This window comes from Rhizobium sp. BK377 (genome assembly GCF_014193935.1).
Lineage (GTDB): Bacteria > Pseudomonadota > Alphaproteobacteria > Rhizobiales > Rhizobiaceae > Rhizobium.
This window is the reverse complement of the sequence record NZ_JACIAC010000002.1, coordinates 76,471-96,996: the sequence shown is the minus strand read 5'-3', so window position 1 is coordinate 96,996 and position 20,526 is coordinate 76,471. Positions and strand designations below refer to the sequence as shown.

23 protein-coding genes are annotated in these 20,526 nt (G+C 61.3%); 15 read left to right on the top strand and 8 right to left on the bottom strand.

Going from position 1 to position 20,526, the window contains the following annotated elements; all coding sequences use genetic code 11:
• The first annotated feature begins 13 nt into the window (after positions 1-13).
• Positions 14-439: a winged helix-turn-helix transcriptional regulator gene (locus tag FHT92_RS09035; RefSeq protein WP_080801765.1), complete on the top strand. Its 426-nt coding sequence runs from the start codon at positions 14-16 to the stop codon at positions 437-439.
• A 62-nt stretch (positions 440-501) separates the two neighbouring features.
• Here FHT92_RS09035 and FHT92_RS09030 read toward each other — a convergent pair whose 3' ends face one another.
• Positions 502-1,632, bottom strand: coding sequence for an aromatic alcohol reductase (locus FHT92_RS09030; RefSeq protein WP_246735184.1), 1,131 nt, complete (start codon positions 1,630-1,632; stop codon positions 502-504).
• 161 nt (positions 1,633-1,793) lie between these two features.
• Here FHT92_RS09030 and FHT92_RS09025 point away from each other — a divergent pair, with 161 nt between their 5' ends.
• Entirely contained in the window at positions 1,794-3,554 is a 1,761-nt protein-coding gene (locus tag FHT92_RS09025) for an adenylate/guanylate cyclase domain-containing protein (RefSeq protein WP_183824035.1), read from the top strand.
• Positions 3,555-3,640: 86 nt separating this feature from the next.
• On the opposite strand, the gene FHT92_RS09020 is transcribed toward FHT92_RS09025, so the two are convergent.
• Entirely contained in the window at positions 3,641-4,213 is a 573-nt protein-coding gene (locus FHT92_RS09020) for a TetR/AcrR family transcriptional regulator (RefSeq protein WP_183824033.1), read from the bottom strand.
• A gap of 154 nt (positions 4,214-4,367) precedes the next feature.
• Between FHT92_RS09020 and FHT92_RS09015 the strand changes: the two genes are divergently transcribed.
• Positions 4,368-4,949 carry a DUF308 domain-containing protein gene (locus tag FHT92_RS09015; RefSeq protein ID WP_183824031.1) on the top strand — a complete coding sequence of 194 codons (582 nt, stop codon included), beginning with the start codon at positions 4,368-4,370 and terminating at the stop codon, positions 4,947-4,949.
• Positions 4,950-5,086: 137 nt separating this feature from the next.
• On the opposite strand, the gene FHT92_RS09010 is transcribed toward FHT92_RS09015, so the two are convergent.
• Complete coding sequence (locus FHT92_RS09010) at positions 5,087-6,007, bottom strand: ornithine cyclodeaminase family protein (protein WP_183826168.1); 921 nt, start codon at positions 6,005-6,007, stop codon at positions 5,087-5,089.
• Positions 6,008-6,290: 283 nt separating this feature from the next.
• Here FHT92_RS09010 and FHT92_RS09005 point away from each other — a divergent pair, with 283 nt between their 5' ends.
• Positions 6,291-7,454: a M20 aminoacylase family protein gene (locus tag FHT92_RS09005; RefSeq protein WP_183824029.1), complete on the top strand. Its 1,164-nt coding sequence runs from the start codon at positions 6,291-6,293 to the stop codon at positions 7,452-7,454.
• A gap of 158 nt (positions 7,455-7,612) precedes the next feature.
• On the opposite strand, the gene FHT92_RS09000 is transcribed toward FHT92_RS09005, so the two are convergent.
• Positions 7,613-9,994, bottom strand: coding sequence for a calcium-binding protein (locus FHT92_RS09000; protein WP_183824027.1), 2,382 nt, complete (start codon positions 9,992-9,994; stop codon positions 7,613-7,615).
• 93 nt (positions 9,995-10,087) lie between these two features.
• Complete coding sequence (locus FHT92_RS08995) at positions 10,088-10,246, bottom strand: hypothetical protein (RefSeq protein ID WP_183824025.1); 159 nt, start codon at positions 10,244-10,246, stop codon at positions 10,088-10,090.
• On the opposite strand from FHT92_RS08995, the gene FHT92_RS08990 reads away from it, so the two are divergent.
• The 4 genes from FHT92_RS08990 (at position 10,245) to FHT92_RS08975 (ending at position 14,051) form a co-directional block, all read left to right on the top strand.
• The gene (locus tag FHT92_RS08990; protein ID WP_183824023.1) at positions 10,245-11,030 is read left to right on the top strand and encodes a YdcF family protein; all 786 of its coding nucleotides are present in this window, start codon (positions 10,245-10,247) and stop codon (positions 11,028-11,030) included. The two genes, FHT92_RS08995 and FHT92_RS08990, sit on opposite strands and share 2 nt — an antisense overlap.
• A gap of 124 nt (positions 11,031-11,154) precedes the next feature.
• Complete coding sequence (locus FHT92_RS08985) at positions 11,155-11,946, top strand: glycosyltransferase family 25 protein (RefSeq protein ID WP_183824021.1); 792 nt, start codon at positions 11,155-11,157, stop codon at positions 11,944-11,946.
• A gap of 232 nt (positions 11,947-12,178) precedes the next feature.
• Entirely contained in the window at positions 12,179-12,661 is a 483-nt protein-coding gene (locus FHT92_RS08980) for a GNAT family N-acetyltransferase (protein WP_183824019.1), read from the top strand.
• Between the two features lie 202 nt (positions 12,662-12,863).
• Complete coding sequence (locus FHT92_RS08975) at positions 12,864-14,051, top strand: arabinose transporter (protein ID WP_183824017.1); 1,188 nt, start codon at positions 12,864-12,866, stop codon at positions 14,049-14,051.
• Between the two features lie 62 nt (positions 14,052-14,113).
• Here FHT92_RS08975 and FHT92_RS08970 read toward each other — a convergent pair whose 3' ends face one another.
• Positions 14,114-14,830 carry a TetR/AcrR family transcriptional regulator gene (locus FHT92_RS08970; protein WP_183824016.1) on the bottom strand — a complete coding sequence of 239 codons (717 nt, stop codon included), beginning with the start codon at positions 14,828-14,830 and terminating at the stop codon, positions 14,114-14,116.
• A 77-nt stretch (positions 14,831-14,907) separates the two neighbouring features.
• Here FHT92_RS08970 and FHT92_RS29215 point away from each other — a divergent pair, with 77 nt between their 5' ends.
• From FHT92_RS29215 to FHT92_RS08945, 6 genes are all read left to right on the top strand, one after another.
• Complete coding sequence (locus FHT92_RS29215) at positions 14,908-15,225, top strand: FAD-dependent oxidoreductase (RefSeq protein WP_246735182.1); 318 nt, start codon at positions 14,908-14,910, stop codon at positions 15,223-15,225.
• A complete protein-coding gene (locus FHT92_RS08965; protein WP_246735180.1) occupies positions 15,168-16,049 on the top strand; it encodes an NAD(P)/FAD-dependent oxidoreductase in 882 nt (293 codons plus the stop codon). Before FHT92_RS29215 ends, FHT92_RS08965 begins: the two co-directional genes overlap by 58 nt.
• 120 nt (positions 16,050-16,169) lie before the next feature.
• The gene (locus FHT92_RS08960) at positions 16,170-16,724 is read left to right on the top strand and encodes an alpha/beta fold hydrolase (protein ID WP_183824014.1); all 555 of its coding nucleotides are present in this window, start codon (positions 16,170-16,172) and stop codon (positions 16,722-16,724) included.
• Between the two features lie 86 nt (positions 16,725-16,810).
• Positions 16,811-17,020, top strand: a complete 210-nt coding sequence (locus FHT92_RS08955) for a hypothetical protein (RefSeq protein ID WP_183824012.1) — start codon at positions 16,811-16,813, stop codon at positions 17,018-17,020.
• On the top strand, positions 17,017-17,334 hold the full coding sequence (locus FHT92_RS08950; RefSeq protein WP_183824010.1) for a hypothetical protein: 318 nt from the start codon (positions 17,017-17,019) through the stop codon (positions 17,332-17,334). The genes FHT92_RS08955 and FHT92_RS08950 overlap by 4 nt, the downstream gene beginning before the upstream one ends.
• 347 nt (positions 17,335-17,681) lie before the next feature.
• Complete coding sequence (locus FHT92_RS08945) at positions 17,682-18,182, top strand: hypothetical protein (protein ID WP_183824008.1); 501 nt, start codon at positions 17,682-17,684, stop codon at positions 18,180-18,182.
• 72 nt (positions 18,183-18,254) lie between these two features.
• Here the strand turns inward: FHT92_RS08945 and FHT92_RS08940 are convergent, their stop codons facing one another.
• Entirely contained in the window at positions 18,255-19,064 is an 810-nt protein-coding gene (locus tag FHT92_RS08940; protein WP_183824006.1) for an SDR family NAD(P)-dependent oxidoreductase, read from the bottom strand.
• 47 nt (positions 19,065-19,111) lie between these two features.
• Between FHT92_RS08940 and FHT92_RS08935 the strand changes: the two genes are divergently transcribed.
• Positions 19,112-19,480, top strand: coding sequence for a helix-turn-helix domain-containing protein (locus FHT92_RS08935; protein WP_183824004.1), 369 nt, complete (start codon positions 19,112-19,114; stop codon positions 19,478-19,480).
• 291 nt (positions 19,481-19,771) lie between these two features.
• Here the strand turns inward: FHT92_RS08935 and FHT92_RS08930 are convergent, their stop codons facing one another.
• Positions 19,772-19,984 (bottom strand): cold-shock protein, encoded by a 213-nt coding sequence (locus tag FHT92_RS08930; RefSeq protein ID WP_007818490.1) that lies wholly within the window; start codon positions 19,982-19,984, stop codon positions 19,772-19,774.
• Between the last annotated feature and the right edge of the window lie 542 nt (positions 19,985-20,526).

Here is a 20,526-nt window from a genome sequence, read left to right as displayed (position 1 = left end):
CGGAAACAAGAAAATGACCAGAGAAGAAATCCTAAACTACTCTCAAGCTGTCTGTGACGGCCTTCGCGAGGATGAGGATGGGGTTAGACGAGAGGTTCTGACGCACGCAGGCAATAGGTGGTCGCTTGGCGTGATACACACTCTTGGGGTTTATGGCAGGCTTCGACATGCGGACATTGGAAGGCGAATGCATGGTGTGACCCAACGGATGCTGACCCGTACCCTACGCCAGCTCGAAAGAGATGGCCTCGTCACGCGCCACGATCTTGTTGAGATGCCACCTCGCGTAGAATATGAGCTGACCGAATTGGGTATGGGTCTTCTCATCCGCATGATCCCGCTGTGGACATGGGTTGTGGAGAATTCCGACCTCTTTAGAAAATCACGCGAAGATTATGATTCTCGTCCGCCAGAAAGGCCTTCCTGGCAGACGTTCTGATGATGAGGGCGTGCACCGCTCCGCTGGGACCGTTAGATATGAGGACCGGTGCTTAGGGTTACTTACTTGCCGCGAAGATTGGCGTTAATCCAATCGGATACATCCGTAACCTCGATGCCTTCGCGCACGTTGAAGGTGCTGGCCTTGTTCCATGCCATGCCGCGCCCGATACCAAACGCTGCGCGGTACTTGCGCATCATGTTCTGCGGGTCCTTTGCCAACTCTTCCATCAGGACTGGAACTGTCCATTCGGATCGGCTGAACGGCCTGCTCAAACCGCCTTCAAGCTTGTCCGCGAGCTCGCCATAGGTGACCGTATCACCTGCTAGGAAGACGATTTCGTTGCAAATGGTCGGCTCGTAGAAGACAATTTCTGCAGTGAGCACGCCGATGTCGTCGGGAGTCGTCAGCGTGACAGCGGTATCGAAGCTGCCAAGGGCATTGACAGTGCTTTTTTCCAGATCAACGACCCCGAATTCGGGCTCGAACAGATAACTCATGAACATACCGGTAGAGATGATGACCCATTCGGTTTTATCCTGAGAGCGCAAAAGTTCACGCACATCGAGCTGAGCGTCGAAAATATCCTGCGGACCACCTCGACCAATCGCTTCGAAGTCGACACCGAACTGCCACGGGAAATAGCGTGGAACCCCAGACTGCAAAGCCGCCCTGGCAAGCTTCATCGGGGTGTTGATCCCCGCTGCATAGCCTGTGCAACCGATGACTGTGTCGTATTGCGCGAATAAGGATGCCAGTTCCTCGATTGAGCTGTTCACCAAATCGCCCACGACGATCTCAATGCCTAAATCACGAATCTCGGCAATATCACGCTGCTTGGACGAGGAGTCGGAGCTTACGGCGCTTGCGCGCAGTAGGACGCTTATCTTTGCTCCTTCTATGTCCTTCGAGCGACGAGCCAGATTACGCAGGACAGGCATTCCAAGCTCACCTGCACCTAGCACTAGGATGTTGCGTGACTTCACGCCGGAAACGGGTTCATTCATTGTTTTAGCCTCTTTCAGATCGAATGAGGCCTCTACTTGGCGATTTTGAAGATCGATGGAAGAAGGTACATGAGTGATACTATATCGAAAATGAGGTCGGGCTTCCGTTGGGTAATCCTTCGACACGTCACCGATTGTCCGCTTTGGGCCGAAGGCGGACATGAGCATTGCCAGCGATGAAGCCATTATGATGTCGGTTCCTCCATACATTGCAACCATGCGCCATCGGCCGCTGATGTCGCACGGGCCTGCTACCGCATCGTCAGCATTGCCAATCGCAGAACATCCAGGCCCGCAAATGTGCTACATTGTCTCATCGCGTGCTTCTGTCGCGGGGAGGATCGAGAATGCAGCGCAAGCTGGCTACGATCATGGTCGGGGATTTCGTCGGCTCCACCTCCGCGATGGAATCGGACGAGGAAGGGGCGATTACCCGGATCGACGCTGTCCTCGATACCGTTCGCATGATTGTCCAGCGCCATGATGGCCGAGTCTTCGGCACGGCGGGCGATGGCCTGCTCGCCGAGTTCGCCAGCCCCATCAATGCGCTCAGGTCCGCCATCGAGGCGCGCGCCGAGATCGCTGCCCTTCCTGGATCGAGCGGCGGCGATATGCGGTTTGGCCTCCATCTCGCCGATGTCGTCGTCGTGGGCTCCGATCTGCGCGGCGACGGGGTGAATATCGCCGCGCGCATCGAGGCATCTGCGCCGCCCGGCGCAATCGAGGTTTCAGGGCTGCTCTACGACCAGGTCCGGCGGGTCTCGCCCTGCGGATTCGAAGATGTCGGCGAACGGCAGCTGAAGGGAATTCTGGAGCCGATCCGGATTTACCGGGTCACCGAACTGATAGACCGTCACGTCTTTCAGTTCGCGCCGACGCGATCCGCCCCCAATACTGCCCAGTCTCCCCGGACCAATTCGATCGCAGTAGCGCGCTTCGACGTAGCGCCCGGCGCTGGTGCGGACCAATGTTTCCTGGCGGAGGGCATTACCGACGACCTGACGCTCGAACTCAGCCGCCTGAAGGGGTTGTTTGTCAGTTCCCGCTCGGCGGCGACCGCGCTGACGACAAAGGATCCCGTCGAGATCGGCCGCCTTCTCGGCGTCGGCTACGTCATCAGCGGCTCGATCCGGCAAGTGGGCGATGATCTCAGGGTCAACATCGCGCTGACCGAGACCGGAGAGGGTCTCGTCATCTGGTCGGACCGTATCAAGCGTCCGTTTGGCGAATTGCTCGATGTGCTGGACGAGATCATCGCTCGTGTTGCAGCAACCGTATCCGGACGGATCGAGCAATCGGAACTTGCGGCAGCCCGGTTGAAGCGCCCGGAGAACATGACGGCCTATGAGTATTATCTGCGCGGGCTTGATCATCACCGCCTGGTGGGCGTGGCGGATATTCACATCCATGAAGCGATGACCTGGTTCGAGCGGGCAATGGCGGCCGACCCCGGTTTCGGCCGTCCGTTCGCAATGCATGTCTGCTCGTGGAGCAATCTGCCAAGCTTCGACATCGATAAGGCCGAACAGCAGGTGGCACACGCGCTCGCCCTCGACCCGTCCGATCCGGAAGCCCATCGCATAATGGGCGCGATCAAGATGAAATCGGGCGACTTCATTTCATCGCGTTACCATCACATTCGTGCCCACGAACTCGCGCCGAACGACGCCTATATTCTCGGCCGCAGCGCGGCCTTCTATGTCTATGCCGGAGAAGCCGAGCGCGCCCTCGAAATGCTCGATCGTGCCGAGACGCTCGATCCCTTCCTGCCGGTCTGGATCACCGAAGAACGGGTGGCGGCGCTCTACGCGCTCGGTCGTTTCGAAGAGATGATGCGCGTCGCCTTGACGCTGCCCTTCCAGACCAGGCGAAAGTCGCTCTACCAGGTTGCTGCGAGCATGGCCTGCGGCGACGTTGGAAGGGCTGAATTCCTGGTTCGGCAGGCCCTTTCCCTCGATCCGTGCCTGTCGGCGGTCTATATTCGGACGCAGGAGACCTATGCGGACGAATCCGTCACCGAAACGCTGGTCACACGCAATTGCGATGCCGGCCTGCCGTTGATGCCGCGCAAGCCCGCAGCGCGGAAGAAATCACTCTTGTTAAGATGATGAGCGAAAGAGCGCAGATGCCGTCGGGCTTTACCGATCCCGGTCCATCGGGATGACGTGGCGGTCTCTTCTATGCTTTGAGCGCTCTATGCTTTGATTTTGGCGAGCTGCGGGCCGACGACCGCGGCAAAGAGGCTGGGATCGCCTAGCGCGCGGGCCGACAGCATGGCGCCGTGGACTGACGCCATCAGGATCTGCGCTTCCTCTTCGGGCGATCTGGCGAGCCGGAAGAGCTTCTGCTCTGCGCCCGCCTTCAGCACTGATGTCAGCCAGGCGGCCAGGTTCTCGAAATGCCGGCGCACGTGGGCTGCGACCGGCTCCGGCAGCATCTGCATTTCGGCGGCGAGCATGGCGCAGACGCAGAAAGGCTCCGAGGCATCGAGGATGCATTTCTGCCAGTAGTTCAGATAGGCCTGCAGCTGCTCGACAGGGCCGGGGACGTGCTCGCGCAGCGCGTTCAGGCCGGATTCGGCGCGCTGCGTATAGCGGTCTACGAGGACCTGCATCAGTTCGGCCTTGCTTGGGAAGTGATGGTGGATGCTCGCCTTGCGGATGCCGACCGCCTCGGAAATATCGGCATAGCTGAAGCCGTTATAGCCTCCCGCCACGACGAGGGACTGCGCTATATCGAGGATCTTTTCCGAAGTCGTCTGTTCCATACAGCTTGCCTATCTTCTGGTAGGCAGGGCTGTCAAGCGGGCGCTGCGGGCTCGCTCACGTGCTTGTGTTCCTGACGGCAGAGAGCGGCGCGTTTGGCGATTGACTCTCCAAAGTCATCTACCTACTAGTAGGAAGACAAACAAGGAGCCTGTCATGCAGAACCAATCTTCCGCGCAATCGAGCTGGTTGCGGTCCTACTATTTCGTCCGCGCGCTGTTTTCGATCGGCTGGATCATCGCCGCCATTCTTTCAGCCACTCTGTCGGGAAGCCAATCGGCGCTCGCCTCCGTGCTGCTTGTCATCTATCCGGCCTGGGATGCGGTGGCGAACCTCGTGGACGCCCGCTCGAACGGCGGATTGAAGGCGAACCCCGCCCAGACCTTCAACGTTGCCGTCAGCACGATCACCACGCTTGCCGTCATCATCGCCGTCCTCAACAGCCCCTATGCCGTGCTCGCCGTCTTCGGCGTCTGGGCAATCTTCTCCGGCCTGCTGCAGCTTGCGGCGGCCGTGCGGCGCTGGCGCATCTACGGCGCGCAATGGGTCATGATCCTCAGCGGCGCGCAATCGACGCTCGCCGGCGGCTTCATGATCAGCCGGGCCTATGGGACCGCAGCGCCAAGCATTCTCGACATCGCCCCCTATGCCGGGTTTGGTGCCTTCTATTTCCTGCTGTCGGCTGTGTGGATGACGGTTGCAGCGTATCGGAAGGGCAGCCGTGAAGTCCTGCCTTGAGCACGGTATTTAACCCAATCCTATCAGCGGCCACACGCAGCACGGCGTGTGGCCTCGAAAGTCTAGTTAAAATTACATCGTTCGCTTCGGCATATTGCAGCGCGGTACCACTGCGCTCGAGCCGGATATCTATGAGATCAAGACGCGTCGAGCAGAGCAGATGCCAGCAAAACTTCGGTTCCGGCGAGCCCAACAGAACAGAATAGGGTGATGTCCTCAGGCGAAGACCGGGTCCTTCCGGGCGCGGAAACCAACTCAGCAAGATCGATCATTCGGTTTTCGTGTCGCGTGCCCGCGAGAAAGAAGGGCGACGCGTAGGCGCGCGCTTGTTCAGGTGCATCGGTGGCTATGATTTTGGCGGTATCAGCAACGTCGAGCCCAATTTCGTGCTCTCCAACAAGCTTGGGGCCAATGGTGTTGACGTGAACGCCCGGCGTCAGATCTGCGCTGTTTAATATCGGGGTCCGGCTCGAGGTCGCGCAGATAACGATGTCGGCATCCATCGTCGCCTTCGCAACACTCTCGACAGGCGTGACCTCTACGTTGAGATCGCGTTGCATCTCCTGGGCGAAAGCGTTTCTGTTGACCACATCCCGACTGTACACACGAACAGTGGATATCGCTCTGACTGCCGCGGCCGCAGCAAGCTGAGTTCGTGCTTGGATGCCGCTACCGATCACGGCGACAGACTTCGCATTTTGTGAGCTCAGATGCCGTATCGCCACGCCGCCAATTGCGCCAGTCCTGACGGCACCGAGACGTTCCCCAAGAACCAGGCCCTTCAATCTCCCCTCGTTTGCCGACCAGACGGCGACGATTTGAGACTGCTTCGAATTCTGAAACGTATCGTACACACGGAATCCGGCAAGTGGAGCCTCCCCAAGGATACCTCCCACCGTGAAGACCAGATCGCCATGCTCTCCGAAAGAGACGTGATGCCTTGGCGGCGATACGATCTTGTTATCGAGCCTCGCTCGAAAGGCCAGTTCCATGACATCGATTGCCCTAGCCATCACGTCGTGGCCCATGAGGTCGCTATCGCCGAGCAGTTTGGCCATTACCGCGCCTTCCGATGATTCAGAGAAATTGCCCTTGAGGTTACGTATTGCGGACATCCTGATCGCGTATCTTGTCATGCCGCGATCCGTTCCCTACAACCTTAAGTGCACTTTAGGTCAAGAGGGTGCGGAACTTCTGAGGATGCCGACCGAGGAGGAGATTTCGGATCTCATTCCATATCCAGCCCATTCCCCGGTTGGCAAATTGCCCCCGCAGCGGGTAGTCTCGCGCCACCCCACCTTCGGCCGCCGCTCTCCACGGCCACATCACAAGGATACCATCATGAGCACCATCGAAGCCGTCGCCGAAGAGGCCAAGGGCTGGCGTCGGCATATCCATCAGAATCCGGAGCTGCTCTTCGACCTTCCGGAGACTGCGGCCTTCGTGGCAGGCAAGCTCGCCGAATTCGGCTGCGAGAATGTTACGACCGGGCTTGCCAAGACCGGCGTCGTTGCCCTCATCGAGGGCACGAAGGGGCCGGGCAAGACGATCGCGCTGCGCTGCGACATGGATGCTCTGCCGATGTCGGAGCAGACCAATCTTCCCTATGCTTCCAAAAATGCCAACCGCATGCATGCCTGCGGTCATGACGGGCACACTGCCATGCTGCTTGCCACCGCCAAGTGCCTTGTCGAAAACCGGGATTTCTCCGGCAAGGTCGTGCTGATCTTCCAGCCGGCGGAGGAAGGCGGCGGCGGTGCGCGGGTGATGATCGAGGAGGGGCTGCTCGAGCGCTTCGGCATCGACGAGGTCTATGGCATGCATAACGAGCCTGGGTTGGAGATCGGTTCCTTTGCCACGCGCGCAGGCCCGTTCATGGCGGGTGCCGACCGCTTCGTCATCACGATCAACGGCAAGGGCGGGCATGCGGCCTCGCCGAACATGACGCGCGATCCTGTTCTCGTCAGCGCCCATATGGTCACCGCGCTGCAATCGATCGCCTCGCGCTTCACCGATCCCTTCGATCCGGTCGTCGTCTCCGTCACCTTTTCGGAAGCAGGCAACGACAAGGCGCTGAACGTCATTCCCGCCTCCGTGCGCCTCGGCGGCACGATCCGCACCATGCAGGCGGACACGAGGAAGGCCGTCGAGCAGCGTTTTCGCGAGATCGTGCATGGCACGGCGAAGCTGTTCGAGACGGAGGCCGAGATCGACTGGCGGCCGGGTTACCCGGTCACGGTCAACGATGCCGGCAGGACGTCAGCGATCGTTGCGGCAGCGGCAAGGGTTGCCGGTGAGGGCCGGGTGAATGCGGCATACGAGCCGTCGATGGGAGCAGAGGATTTCTCCTATATGCTGGAGAGGCGGCCCGGCGCGATGATCCTGATCGGCAATGGGGATAGTGCGGGTTTGCATCATCCGGCCTATGATTTCAACGACAAAGCGATCGCCCATGGGGTGCGCTATTGGCTGTCGCTGGTCGGGCAGGAGCTTGGGGGGAGGTAGGGGGGATTGCAGCCAGGCGTGTGCGGCGTTCCATCTTGCACGGCGAGCGCGGGCCATGGGTGTTCAGGGCGAGCGGGCGCCGAAACGCCCATCTCTTCACAAGGAAGGGCCGCATAAACGGCGGCCCGCAAAACCCTGCCTTCCGTTGTCAGCGCCCCTCACGCAAACAGGAAATCGCCGGACTGCAGGACATAAGCTCCGTTGAGCATGGCAATTCCAACAGCGTCGTCTTCCCCAGTTCCGTCCTCGTCCCAATAGAGCGTGCGGTCGGACGTGTTGAAGTAGAACTGGGCGTCTGCGCCGATGGCGGTTTTGCCGACATGGAAATCCAGGGTGGATGCGGTCATGCCCTGGAAAGCGCTGGACCGGAACGACAGGAAATCGTCCGCGCCGAAATCCGCGATGGAAGCGAAGTTCGAAGAGCTGGGTGCAGCGAGAACGAACGTATCGGCACCGCCGCCGCCGGTCAGGCCGTCACTGCCGCCGCCGCTGACGAGCGTATTGGCCGCCGCATTGCCGACTATCTGGTTGTTGCCGCCATCGCCGATCCCGATCACGGCGCCCGCCTGAAGGATCAGAGCCTCAGCGCCCGTTCCGGCGAGCGAATAGGCTTGCGCGGTAGAATAGATAGTATCGATCAGATCCCAGACGCCGTCGCCGGTGTCGTGGACGACGTCGCCGGCGCTGTCGACCTTGTATTTGTCGTTTCCGTCGCCGCCATCCATGAAGTCGTCGCCGGTGCCGCCCGCGAGCATGTCGTCGCCGGAGCCGCCGTACAGCCTGTCGTTGCCGGCGCCGCCATCGAGATAGTCGTTGCCGTCGAGGCCGTGGAGCGTATCGCTTCCTAGAGCGCCGGCCAGCGTGTTGTTGCCGCTATTGCCGGTCATGGCGTTATCGAGCGCATTGCCGGTCGCATAGAGATTGCCCTCGGCGACCATCGCCAGGTTCTCGACATTGGCCGAAAGCGTATAGCTCACTTCGGTCAGGACGGTGTCGGTGCCTTCTCCGGCCAGTTCCACGACCCTGTCGGCCGTGGTGTCGACGCTATAGGTATCGTTGCCGAGGCCGCCGATCATCCTGTCGTCGCCGGAGCTTCCGGAAAGATGGTCATTGCCTGCATAGCCGTAGAGCGTATCGTCGCCGGCGCTTGCATAAATGGCGTCGTCGCCGGCCGTGCCGAAAAGGCTCATGCCGGGATAGGTACCGTAGATGCTGTGGCTCGGAAGCTCCACCGCATTGGCGTCGGCATCGTAGCGGACCTGATAGATGCCGGAGTCATAGGAATAGGGACCGTTGTAGTCGCTGTCGGATGCCCAGGTGACGATCCAGCCGCCGTCATCGAGCGCCGCCACCTGGGGTATATCATGGTAGGTGTGGGTCAGCGTGTTGAGGAGCGTTTCATCGCCGTTTTTCGTCCCGTCGGCATTAAACGCCTGCTGATAGACATGATAGTAGGTGTCGGTGAATCCCATCACCGTCCAGGTCACCACCCAGCCGCCATCGGCCAGCGCCGTCACCTTCTGGTTCGACGCATATGTCCCCTCGGTATCGACCTGCGTCTCGCCGCCTTTTGGTGTCCCGTTCGCGCTGTAGGCCTGCTGCATCATATGGGCATCGCCCGAGAGCCAGATCACCACCCAGCCGCCGTCGTCCAATGCGGCGGAGGCATGGTAGCCCTGGTTGCCGTCGGTCGTGGTGTTGACCCGTGTCTCCGTGCCGAGCCGCGTTCCGTCGGCATTGTAGGCCTGCTGATAGACCCCGCCGCTCGAGCCATCCTGGCCATTCGATCCCCAGATGACGACCCAGCCGCCGTCGCGTGCCACCACGGTTGGGCTGCCCTGATAGGAATTGGTGTAGGTATTGACGAGGGTCTCCCCGCCGCGCGGCGTGCCATCGGCATTATAGACCTGCTGCAATATGCCGGTCTCGGAACCGTCCAAACCTGCCGACGACCAGGTGACGACCCAGCCGCCGCCATCGAGCGGCGCCATCGAACCAGGCCACTGGTTTCCATCGGTGTAGGTGTTGACCCGGGTCTCTCCGGCGATCTTGGAGCCGTCGGCAGCGAAAGCCTGCTGGTAGATCCCGTATCCGGAGCCGTCCTGGCCTACCGACAGCCAGCTGACGACCCAGCCTCCGTCAGAAAGCCCTATGACCGACCGCGCCCCCTGTCCCGCGCCCTCATAGGTGTTGACCTGGGTCTCGCCACCGCGCGGCGTGCCGTCCGCGTTGAATGCCTGCTGGTAGACTCCGGGCGTGGAGACCCCCTGGTCTCCCCAGGTCACCACCCAGCCGCCATCGGCAAGGACCGCCACGGCCGGCATGTCCTGGTTGCCCTCTACGATGGTGTTGACGCGGGTTTCGGGCCCGACGGGGGCGCCCGTCGCGTCGTAGACCTGCTGGTAGATTCCGGAACCGCTGCCGTCTTCCAGCATCGAGGCCCATGTGATCACCCATCCGCCGCCTGGCAGCTGGGTGGTCGCAGCACTGTACTGGAAATTGACCGTGAACGTGTTGACCTGAGATTCCAAAAACGGCATTTACCTTCCTCCTCAGACAGATAGATGGTGATTGTGAAAATGACGTCGTTGCTGTAGATCCGATGTTGCTACTATACCGTTCTTTTTTGAATATTACTCGACAATAACGATAATCTTCAAATGAGAACGGGTGGGGGCGATCAGGCGGGCGCATCCTTTTCCATCACTCCTGTCGCGCCCAACTTCCGCTTGCCCCGAATCCCCGATTAGGTTTTCGTGGCCGCGTTTCAGCAGGACCTCGACATCGCTCATGTTTTTCTTCGCAAAGATTTTCTGGATCGTCTCTCAGCCGGTGACGATCTCTTTCTTTCTGCTGGCGCTCAGTGTGCTGCTGATGCTCTTTTCCTTCCGGCGCCTCGCCATCGCCGCCGGTTTGGTGTCGCTGGCGCTCGTCTTCGTGAGCTTCTACACGACCGCGGGCGCGCTGATCGTGCAGGAGCTCGAAGACCGCTTTCCGCGGCCGGCAGCTCCTGCCGATGCGGCCTGCGTCATCGTGCTCGGCGGCGGGATAGCAACAAAGGTCGATGGCGTGCGCGGTGGCTACAACCTCGATGACGCAGCCGATCGCTATATCGAAGCGGTGCGGCTGGCGGGCGTCTATCCCAATGCCAGGATTATCATGTCCGGCGGCGATGGCAGTCTCACCGGCGGCAACGTCAAGGAGGCGGTTGTCATCCGCAGGATGTTCGACGATTTCCATATCGACCCCGCCCGTGTCGAATATGATGCGGAGTCGCGCGATACCTATGAGAACGCCATCAATACCAGGGCGATCCTGCAGCGGCTGAACCTCGACCACTGCCTGCTCCTGACATCGGGTTTCCACATGCCGCGGGCGGTGGCAATCTTCCGCAATCTCGGCATGAACGTCACGCCCTGGGTCGCCGATTACCGTACGACCGGAAAACAGGGTCTGAGGCTGTCGGCCGGCCATCCGATCGACAATGCCGACCTGTTGACGACGGGCCTGCGGGAATGGATCGGCATCGTCGCCTATTATTTCGCTGGGCGCGTCTCGACCCTTTATCCGCAGTGAGCCAGCGGCGTTTAAGGAATTTCTGAAAAAGCTGTGGCGCCCCCGACGGTCCGCTTTTGCTCAAGTCGGAACATGGCTATATGTCTGCGCTGAGATGGCAGACGTTCGGCGCCAGGGAGTTTACTTGAGAATATTGATCATCAGCCGCAAGGCGGAGGAGGTTCGGCGGAACTTCCAGATCCGGCAGATGGCCGCACATGGCCTGTCCTTCGAGTTTCTCGACGCATTCGAAGCTGCCGATCTCACCACCGAGGAATGCCAAACGGCTGCCAGCAACTGGCCGAGCCCGACGCGCCGACAGGACATCGGCTGCTTCCTGTCCCACCGCAAGGCCTGGCAGGCGGTTGTAGAGCATGGCGCGAAGATGCTCATCCTCGAAGACGATGCGGTGCTGTCAGACGATATCGCCGCGGTTCTCGCCACTATCGAAGCCCGCAACGATGCCTGGAACAGCGTCTACGACCTCGAATTCGCTCCGAGGCGCCATATCCTCAACTGCAAGCGCGCCTGGCAGGACACGGCCGGCCGTTTTGGCGCAACCCGCGTCTATCAGAACCGCGTGGGGCTGGCAGGCTATGTCATCGGCCCCGAGGCGGCCAAACGCATGCTGGCGGAAACCACGACCTATTCGCTGATCGATGCGCATTTCTGGCACCGCTCCTGGCTTGCCGCCTACCAGATCGAGCCGGCGCCGGTCATCCAGCAGCGGTTTCTGGAGGGTGAGGCCGAGAGCGCCGATTTCGTACGCCCGGAAAAGGACCTGGTCTTCCTGCCGCTCAGCAAGGTGCGCAAGCTCGCGCGCCGGCTTGAGCTCGAAAGCATCAAGGCAAGGAATCTCATTGTCGGACTGTTCGTGGGGCAGAAGCGGGATGTTCTCGTCGATCGCTCCAGGTTCAACGCCGGCGTGGTGAAATAGGCGTAGCTGGGCTGCTGCAGCCGCTGGTGCAGGTCATGTGATGCGGTAAGGGCGCGTCCCTCTCTTCCCTCATTCCTGTGAGAAGCACAGGGATGAGGAGGAGAGGTTGTGCGGTGACGCCGCTCATGGCCTGATACGGGCGGCGTTTCAGGTCTGGATACCGAGCTTGTTGACAAGCTGCGGCAGCCGTATTCACCTGCGCTCGTCTGATGTTGAGGAGGCGAGTGCTGGCGTGACGTCTGAAGTTTCCGTCAATATCGAACCTGCGCTGCAGCACGAAGTCTCGGCGCTTCTGTCGCAGTCGGATTCTGTCGCCGCAGCGCTCTATCCGGGTGAATATCGTCGGCCGATCACCGCGGAGTCGCTGGCAAAACCGGGCACGCATGTCCTCATCGCGCGCCTCGCCGGCAGGGCGGTCGGACTTTGCGTGCTGTTTGAGCGAGGTGACGGCACCACGGAGCTGAAGCGCATGATCGTGGATGTCGGTGTGCGAGGCGGCGGTATCGGTATGGCACTGCTTCGGCGAGCGGAAGCCCAGGCCCAGACGCTCGGTTCACAGACCATGCTGCTCGAAGTTGGAACGCGCAACCTCGAAGCACAACAGCTGTATCGCCGCGGCGGGTACATGCCATGCGAGCCTTTTGCACCTTATACGGCGACACCCATAAGCCTCTTCATGAGGCGCGCGCTGATAGAGGCCGTATCGGGACGGTAGTGGCTATCGCCTGGGAGAGGGACGAAGCGTGTGGTGTGGCGGCACAGCCATCGTTGACACCCACCCGCATATCCCCTATTTCCCAACTCACGCCAGTCCTCTGGCCGTAAGCGTTTGACGTCAAGCAACGCACTTATCGATCCTCGCCGGTCGGAGTGCGTTTTTTTGTGCCCGTCGACGAGGGAACAGCCAGGAGGTTTTCATGGCTTTCCGTCTTACCGGTGATCGCGAGCAGGCAAGGCTTTACCTGCTGACCGCGATCCTCTTCATCTCCTATCTCTGTGTTGCCTTCGCCCTTCCGGTCGTGCCCGTGTTCGCGACCGGTGCGCTTGGCCTCGGCAATGGCTGGGCAGGCCTTGGTGTCGGCATTGCCTTTCTCGCCACCATCCTCGCCCGCGGCTATGCCGGCAGGCTGTCGGACAGCAGGGGCGCAAAGCTCGCCGTGCAGCGTGGCCTCGCCTTCTATGTGGCGGGCGCGCTGATCTCGCTTGCCGCCGGGCTTTCGCTGCAGGCGCCGGCTGCGGCCTTCAGCATTCTCGTTGTCGGACGGGTTTCGATCGGGCTTGGCGAAAGCCTTGTCGCCGTCGGCGTCATCGCCTGGGGCATCGGGCTCGTCGGGCCGCAGCGTTCCGGCCGCGTGCTGGCGCTCATCGGCGCGGCGATCTACGGGGCGCTCGGGCTTGGCGGGCCTGTTGGACTGCTGCTCCTCGATGATCTCGGCTTTGCCGGGACGATGGCCGCCAGCGCCGTGTTGCCCCTGCTGGGGCTTGTTGCAATCCGCAGCGTGCCGGCCGTTGCCGCCCATCCGGGCAGGGAGCGGCCGCCGCTTGCCGCCGTCATCGGCCGCATCTGGCTGCATGGGTTGATCGTCTGCCTGCAGGGCATGGGCTTTGCGGCGATCGGCTCCTTCTTCACGCTCTATTTCCGCGATCTCGGCTGGGATCATGCCGGCCTCGGGCTGACTGCATTCGGCTGCGGCTTCGTGCTGGTGCGCCTCGTCTTCGGCCATCTGCCGGATCGTTACGGCGGCCTTGCAGTGGCCGTGGTGTCGCTTGCGGTCGAGGCGATCGGGCAGTTGCTGATCTGGACGGCGGCCGATCCCACCGTGGCGCTCATCGGCGCCTTCATGACCGGCCTCGGCTGCTCGATGATCTTTCCCGCCATGGGCAGAGAGGTCGTGCATCTCGTGGCGCCGCATCTGCGTGGCACGGCGCTCGGCGGCTTCTCGGCCTTTCAGGATCTCGCCTACGGACTGACCGGACCGCTCGCCGGCGTGCTGGCGGACCGGGCTGGTTATGGCAGCGTGTTTCTGGTCGGCGGAATGACGGCAATCTGCGGGTTTGTCGTCGCTGTGGTGTTGCGGAGAAGCAAGGCGGTCACTGCAGGGTGATGTGGCGGCCTTTCCGTTGATGGAGGCGAGGACGTTTCCTCGCCTCCAGCATCTCTTGCCCGTTACGGCTGTTCTTTCCCTGCCGTGCTGCCCGAAGCCGCAAGGCTGCCGGCGATCCTTCGGGCGATGCCATCAAGAAAGAGGTCGATACCTGTCAGGAAGTCGGCGCGGTCGTCATGATCGGGCACTTTCGGGGCGATGCTCTGCACGAAGGGGAAATCCTTGGGATCGAGGGCCGATAATCTCAGCGCGATCTCGCCGAGGAATGCGTCGCGCTCGAGATGCTGCATTCGCGCCATCTCGGCATTTGCCGCATTCTGGCCCCCCACGCCGAGCACGTAATTCAGAAGCGCGGCCACAACAGTCCACTCATCTTCATGGGGCACGCCCATCGCCCGAACCTGCCGGCCAAGATGTTCGAGGATGCGGATCGTCGGCATCGATCCCGGTGCCTGCGCCAAGGCCGAGCCGAGCCATGGACGCTCGTCCAGCGCGTCGAACAGGTCGAGGGCGAGGGCGCGGATCTTATCTGCGGGAGATCCGGCGGCCGAACGCGCGGCGATCACGTTGATAACGATCGCGTCGGAGGCGGCTACAAGGAGGTCGCTCTTGTTTTCGACATGCCAGTAGATCGCGCCGGCACCAGTCTTCAGTCTTTTCGCAAGGGCCTGGAAAGTCAGCCCCTTTTCTCCACCCTCGTCGAGGATGGCGATGGACGCATCGACGACGCGCTCCCTCGTGAGTGAATCCTGTCTTCGCTTTCCATCGGGTTTTCTCATGCCTCACCTTGACATGGATGGAACGACATTCCAACTATGGAATGACATTCCATTCTAAATAATTCAGGAGAACTGACATGCATATTCCGATTGCCATCATCGGTGCCGGCCTCGGCGGCCTCGTCCTTGCGCGGGTCCTCCACATCAACGGCATCCGCGCTGCGGTTTATGAGGGCGATGCCTCTCCCGAGGCGAGATCGCAGGGCGGCATGCTCGACATCCATGATTTCAACGGCCAGCTCGGCCTGAAGGATGCAGGCCTTACGAACAGTTCCTTGACCTCATCCATCCCGGCGGACAGCAGTCCCGCTTCTTCGACAAGAACGGGAAGCTTCTCATGGACAATCCCGATGACGGGAAGGGCAGGCGTCCCGAAGTGCAGCGAGGCGAACTGAGGCGCATTCTGCTGGAGTCGCTTCCGGAGGATGCGGTGCGCTGGGGCCACAAGCTCTCGTCGGCGCGATCCCTCGGGGAAGGGAGGCACGAACTCATATTCGCTGATGGGCAGCTTGTGACGACCGATCTGCTGATCGGCGCTGACGGCGCCTGGTCGAAAGTGCGGCCGCTCCTCTCGGATGCGACACCGACCTATACCGGGCTGGTCTTCTTCGAGACATGGCTCAACGATGCCGATGTCCGTCACCCCGACAGCGCGCAGGCTGTTGGCGGCGGCTCCATGTTCGCGCTCGCGCCCGGCAAGGGCATCACGGCGCATCGCGAGCCGAACGGGGTGCTGCACGCCTATATCGCCCTGCAAAGGCCAAAGGCGTGGGTCGACAGCATCGAGGTCTCCGACCGGGCATCTGCCACAAGCCGCATTGCCGCGGAATTCGAGGGCTGGGCTCCGTCGCTGACGGCGCTGATCACCGGATGCGACGTGGGGCCGGTGCCGCGTATCATCTACACGCTGCCGGAAACGCATCGATGGAGCCGGGTTCCCGGCGTCACCCTTCTCGGCGATGCTGCGCATCTGATGGTGCCGTCGGGAGAGGGCGCCAATCTCGCGATTTATGACGGCGCCGAACTCGGCAAGTCGATTGCGGCATCGTCTGGTGATATCGACGCGGCGCTGCTTTCCTATGAAAAGGAGCTTTTTGCTCGCAGCACGAGAGCGGCAGCGGAGGCTTCCAAACTCACCATGCTTTTATTCGGCGAAACGGCTCCCCACGGGCTGATCGAGGCTTTCGAGCAGAAGCTTCTCGGAAACCCGAATTCCTGAGACCAACGTCCGGCCAGGTTATCTGCATGAAAGAGAAACGGCACCGCGGTGGAGACCGTCAGTCTTGTCCTGCCGCAGCATCGACCCATCTCCCTGATGGCGACATCAGGGGACACTTCCATGCCAACACAGATCCTCTTCATCCAGGGCGCCGGCGAAACCACCCATGACCAGTGGGACAACAAGCTCGTCGACAGTCTCTCGCGAGAACTCGGCGATGCCTATACCATCAATTATCCTCGCATGCCCGATGAAGCGAACCCGCACTATCAGGCCTGGAAAGCCGCTGTCATCGCCGAGTTCCAAACCCTCGAAGACGGCGCCATCCTGATCGGCCATTCCTTCGGCGGCACCGTGCTTCTGCATACGCTTGCCGAGGACTGGCCGGCATTCGAGCCAGGCGCGGTCATCCTCATCGCGCCGCCCTTCATGGGTGCCGGCGGATGGGAGAGCGATGAGATCGCCGAGTGCGACGACTTTTCCGAAAGCCTGCCGGAGGGCCTGCCCGTGCTCATCTATCACGGCAGTGAAGACGATACCGTGCCCTTTGCCCATATCGAGCTTTACGCCAGGGCGATCCCGGATGCGGTCGTCTGCGCGCTGCCGGGGCGCGATCATCAGCTCGACAATGATCTCGCCGACGTCGCCAAGGATATACGTTCGCTGGCCGCATAGGCCGAACCCGGCCCATTCCATCGCTCAACCATTGGCATCGCATCCTCTCGCATCGCTGAAATCAAAGCCGATGCAGGAGCTGCAGCATGATATCGAGATATTTTAAAGCAAGGAGCGGGGCGTCTTTCCGCACGTCTGCATCCAGCCAGGCGGTCCGCCGCCCCGATGCCATCGGCGGGCTCCCGCCGCTTGCCGGCCTTCTCCTCGCCGCCGGCTTCGTGATCTTGCTGGCGGGCCGCCATGAGGCCCAGCTCATCCGCGCGGAACGCCTCCAGCAGGAGGTCATCGGCCGATGAATGCCTTCAGCCTACGGTTCGATTTCGATGAGCTCGTCATCCCTATCCTTGGCCGGAACGACAACGGCCTGCTGCTCTACGGCTCGGCCGAGCTCTCGGGCGATCATGAAGGGTTCAGCATCGAGGCTATCCATCTTGCCGGAGGCACCATGCTGCGTCCGTCCGGCAACGCCGAATCCGGCAGGCCGGCGCCCTTTGCCGAGGAACTCTTCCGCCGCATCGCCGCCGTCATCGAAAATGACAAGACGGTGCTCGGCCGCCACGCGGCAATGGAATGGGCCGAACTCGTCGAGTGTCACAGCGAGGCGGTCTGAGCGCTTGTGTGCCGGTGCGGAACATAAACCTATCTTTGTTTGCCATGTCCCTGAAAAGTCCCTTCTGATATGGATCGTGATCGAAGATAGGAATAATTTCCTTGATTGTTGCAGGCATTGGCAGGTACAACCCTATGACGGCAGCGATATCCAACAGGAGACATTTGTATGCATGCCTGGCCGCTCGAAAGGAGCGACATCACCATCGTCAAAGCATTCGCATGCGGGGCGCCATTGCGGCGGATCGCAGCGCTATCGGCTGTGTCCGCGGGCTCCTCTCACCGTGCAGTGACATGTTTCCAGCCAAAAATGGCGGTCTCTCCTGAGCGTAACGGGTGGCTTTCTTGATGGATATTCCTGAAGACCTGATGGTGCTGGTGCGGGCCGCGCAGCTTTCAGGCGGCTTCTGCCAAGAGGAGGCGATCGCTTCGGCAATCGGCCGGGAACGGGCGCGGTGCAGGCAGGCGGTGGAAGCATGGCAGATGAGGCTGACGGCTGGCGAGGATCTTGGGCGCAGTCTCGAACTGCTGCTTGCGGAGATCGAGGCGAGTGGCGGGGCTATGGAGCAAACACCTGATGATGGTGACGACGCGGTGCTGGTCGCGCTCCGGCGCAAGCTGCATGACGCCGCAAGGGTGGCGGACCGCAAAATACTGGCGATGCCTGATTATGCCGATACCGCGCGGGAGGCCGCTGCCATCGAGGCGATCCTGCAGCCGGGCGAAGATCTCGCCGATCGTATCCTATGTCTGTGGCCGGTGACACCTGAAGGATACGAAGCTGTCCGAAGCGCCTTGCTCTGGAAGCGCGGGGAATATATCGGCAGCTGTCTCGGCGAGAATGAATGAGTGCAGGGCGCGCTCCTCCAGCTTTCGTCCTCGTCAGCGGGGTCGAGCTACGGTTGCGCCCTTCCTCAGACCCTAAATCGCCGGCAGCATCCCGCCATCGACCCTGAGATTCACTCCCGTAATATATCCCGCCCGCGGGCTGACGAGAAAGGAGACGGCGTCGGCGATCTCGTCCAGCGTCCCCACGCGGCCAAGCGGCACCTCGGCGAAAAGCGGCAGCACCGCCTGTTCGATCGTCTCCCATGCGGCATCCGGGGCCACGCCGCGTTCGACCGCCACCTCGCGGAAGCGAGTGTCCAGGCGGGCGCTGCGGATCGTGCCCGGTGAGATCGTATTGACCGTCACGCCCTCGGCCGCCACCGCCTTGGCCATGGAAGAGGTCATGGCGTTCATGGCGGATTTGCAGGCGGAATAATCCGGCCTGCCGGCAGGCGGCATCAGCCCGGCGAGGCTGGAGATGTTGACGACGCGGCCGAAGCCTGCCTTGCGCATGTCGGGCAGCAGCCTTGTGGTGACGCGAACGGCGGTGAGCACATTGCGGTCGTAGGCTGCGGCCCAGGAGGCCGGGCGAGTGTTTGTCCAGTCCTCCGGCTCGCCCGAGCCGCCGGCATTGTTGACGAGGATGTCGATCCGGCCGGCAAGTGCCTGCGCCTCGTCGATCAGGCGCTCCACCTCGTCGTCGATGGTGAGGTCGCCGGTCACCGCATGAGCGCGGCCGCCTTCGGCAATGATCTCGTGGGCCACGCGCTCCGTCCCGGCCCGGTCGCGGCCGTGGACGATGACAACGGCTTTCTCGCGGGCGAGCCCTCGGGCGATCGCTTCGCCGATGCCCTTGCTGCTGCCGGTGACGAGCGCCGTCTTGCCGTCGAGTTTCAAATCCATCGCCGTCTTCCTATGTTGGAGCGGAGGAAGCACAGAAGAACAGGACGATGCTCGACACAATTACGCACTTAAAAGTGCCTGTAGGACAGGAAGATCGCTCCGTCTGTCTTGGGCCTGACGGTTCCGTCGCGCATGTGACGCGGGTGCTCAAAATGATCAGCGGGCGCTGGAAATTACCGATCCTGTTCCGGCTCTTTGCCGCGCCCTCGGTTCGGACCCTGCAGTTGAAGCGGGACATGCCGGGCATTTCGCAGAAGATGCTGACACAGCATCTGCGGGAGCTGGAGCAGGACGGGCTCGTCGAGCGGCAGGATTACGGCGAGCAGCCGCCGCGTGTGGAGTATCGGCTGACCGAGGCGGGAAGGGCGCTGATGCCGGTGCTGATGGCGGCGCGGGAATTTTCGCGAGGTATCTGACCGAGGGCTAGCTTATCCGCGTTCGAGCCGTACACGTCGAATAGGCGGCCCCCTCATCCGACCCTTCGGGCCACCTTCTCCCCGCTGGGTAGAAGGGGTTTTGCCGCACCGTTTCCGCACTCTCAAAGGCGTCGCAGGCCACGTCCCCTCTACCCAGCGGGGAGAGGGCTAGGGTGAGGGGGCTCCGGGGGGAGGCAAATATGATAAGCACCTCTCGCACCATCTGAAAACAAAAACGGCGCCCCTTGCGGAGCGCCGTCGCCTGCTTAACGCAGAAAGATCTGAATCAGATCAGAAGGCCTGGATGTTGACAGCCTTCGGGCCCTTGCCCATGCGATCCGGCTCGGTGTCGAAAGAAACCTGCTGGCCTTCGCGCAGCGACTGGATGCCAGAAGCCTGGAGAGCGGAGATGTGGACGAAAACGTCCTTGGCGCCGCCTTCCGGCGTGATGAAACCAAAACCCTTGTCCTGGTTGAAGAATTTTACGGTGCCCTTGGTGGCCATGGGGATAGTCCTTTTCCCATTGGTAGTTAGTTTATCCGCACCCCCGGCGGTGGGGAGGCGGACGGCTTTAGCTTTCGCGCTTTCGGCCCTGGAAGCCGGACGCGAAGGGTCAGTCGAGACGTCACGTACGGGGAAAGAACATCTACGCGCATGGGTGTCACCCATACCGCCCTATCGGAATTGGCGCTCCGACGAGGCATTACCACTTCAGTCCAGTCACCGGCATGCGAAATGCCCGAGTGTTGCAGTTCGTGCCAGCATTTCGGGCAAAAAGCAAGCGGCAATATTGTGGCATGGCCTTTTGCGATGCGGGAAATGATGTCTATTCAAATGGTTGGCGGGGCGTTAGCAGAAAGTGGCGGATGTGTATCAAGGTGGGGCAGGGTGAAGGATGCAACTTGTGGATGACGAGGCGCCACTTGCAGATGATGGTGCGTGCGGGTTTCCAATCTTGCCTTGCCAAGTGGGAAGAGAGCGAGGTCGGCGCCCGGAGCTCCTCATCTGCCTGCCGGCATCCTCTCCCGATGGGGAGAAGACATTTG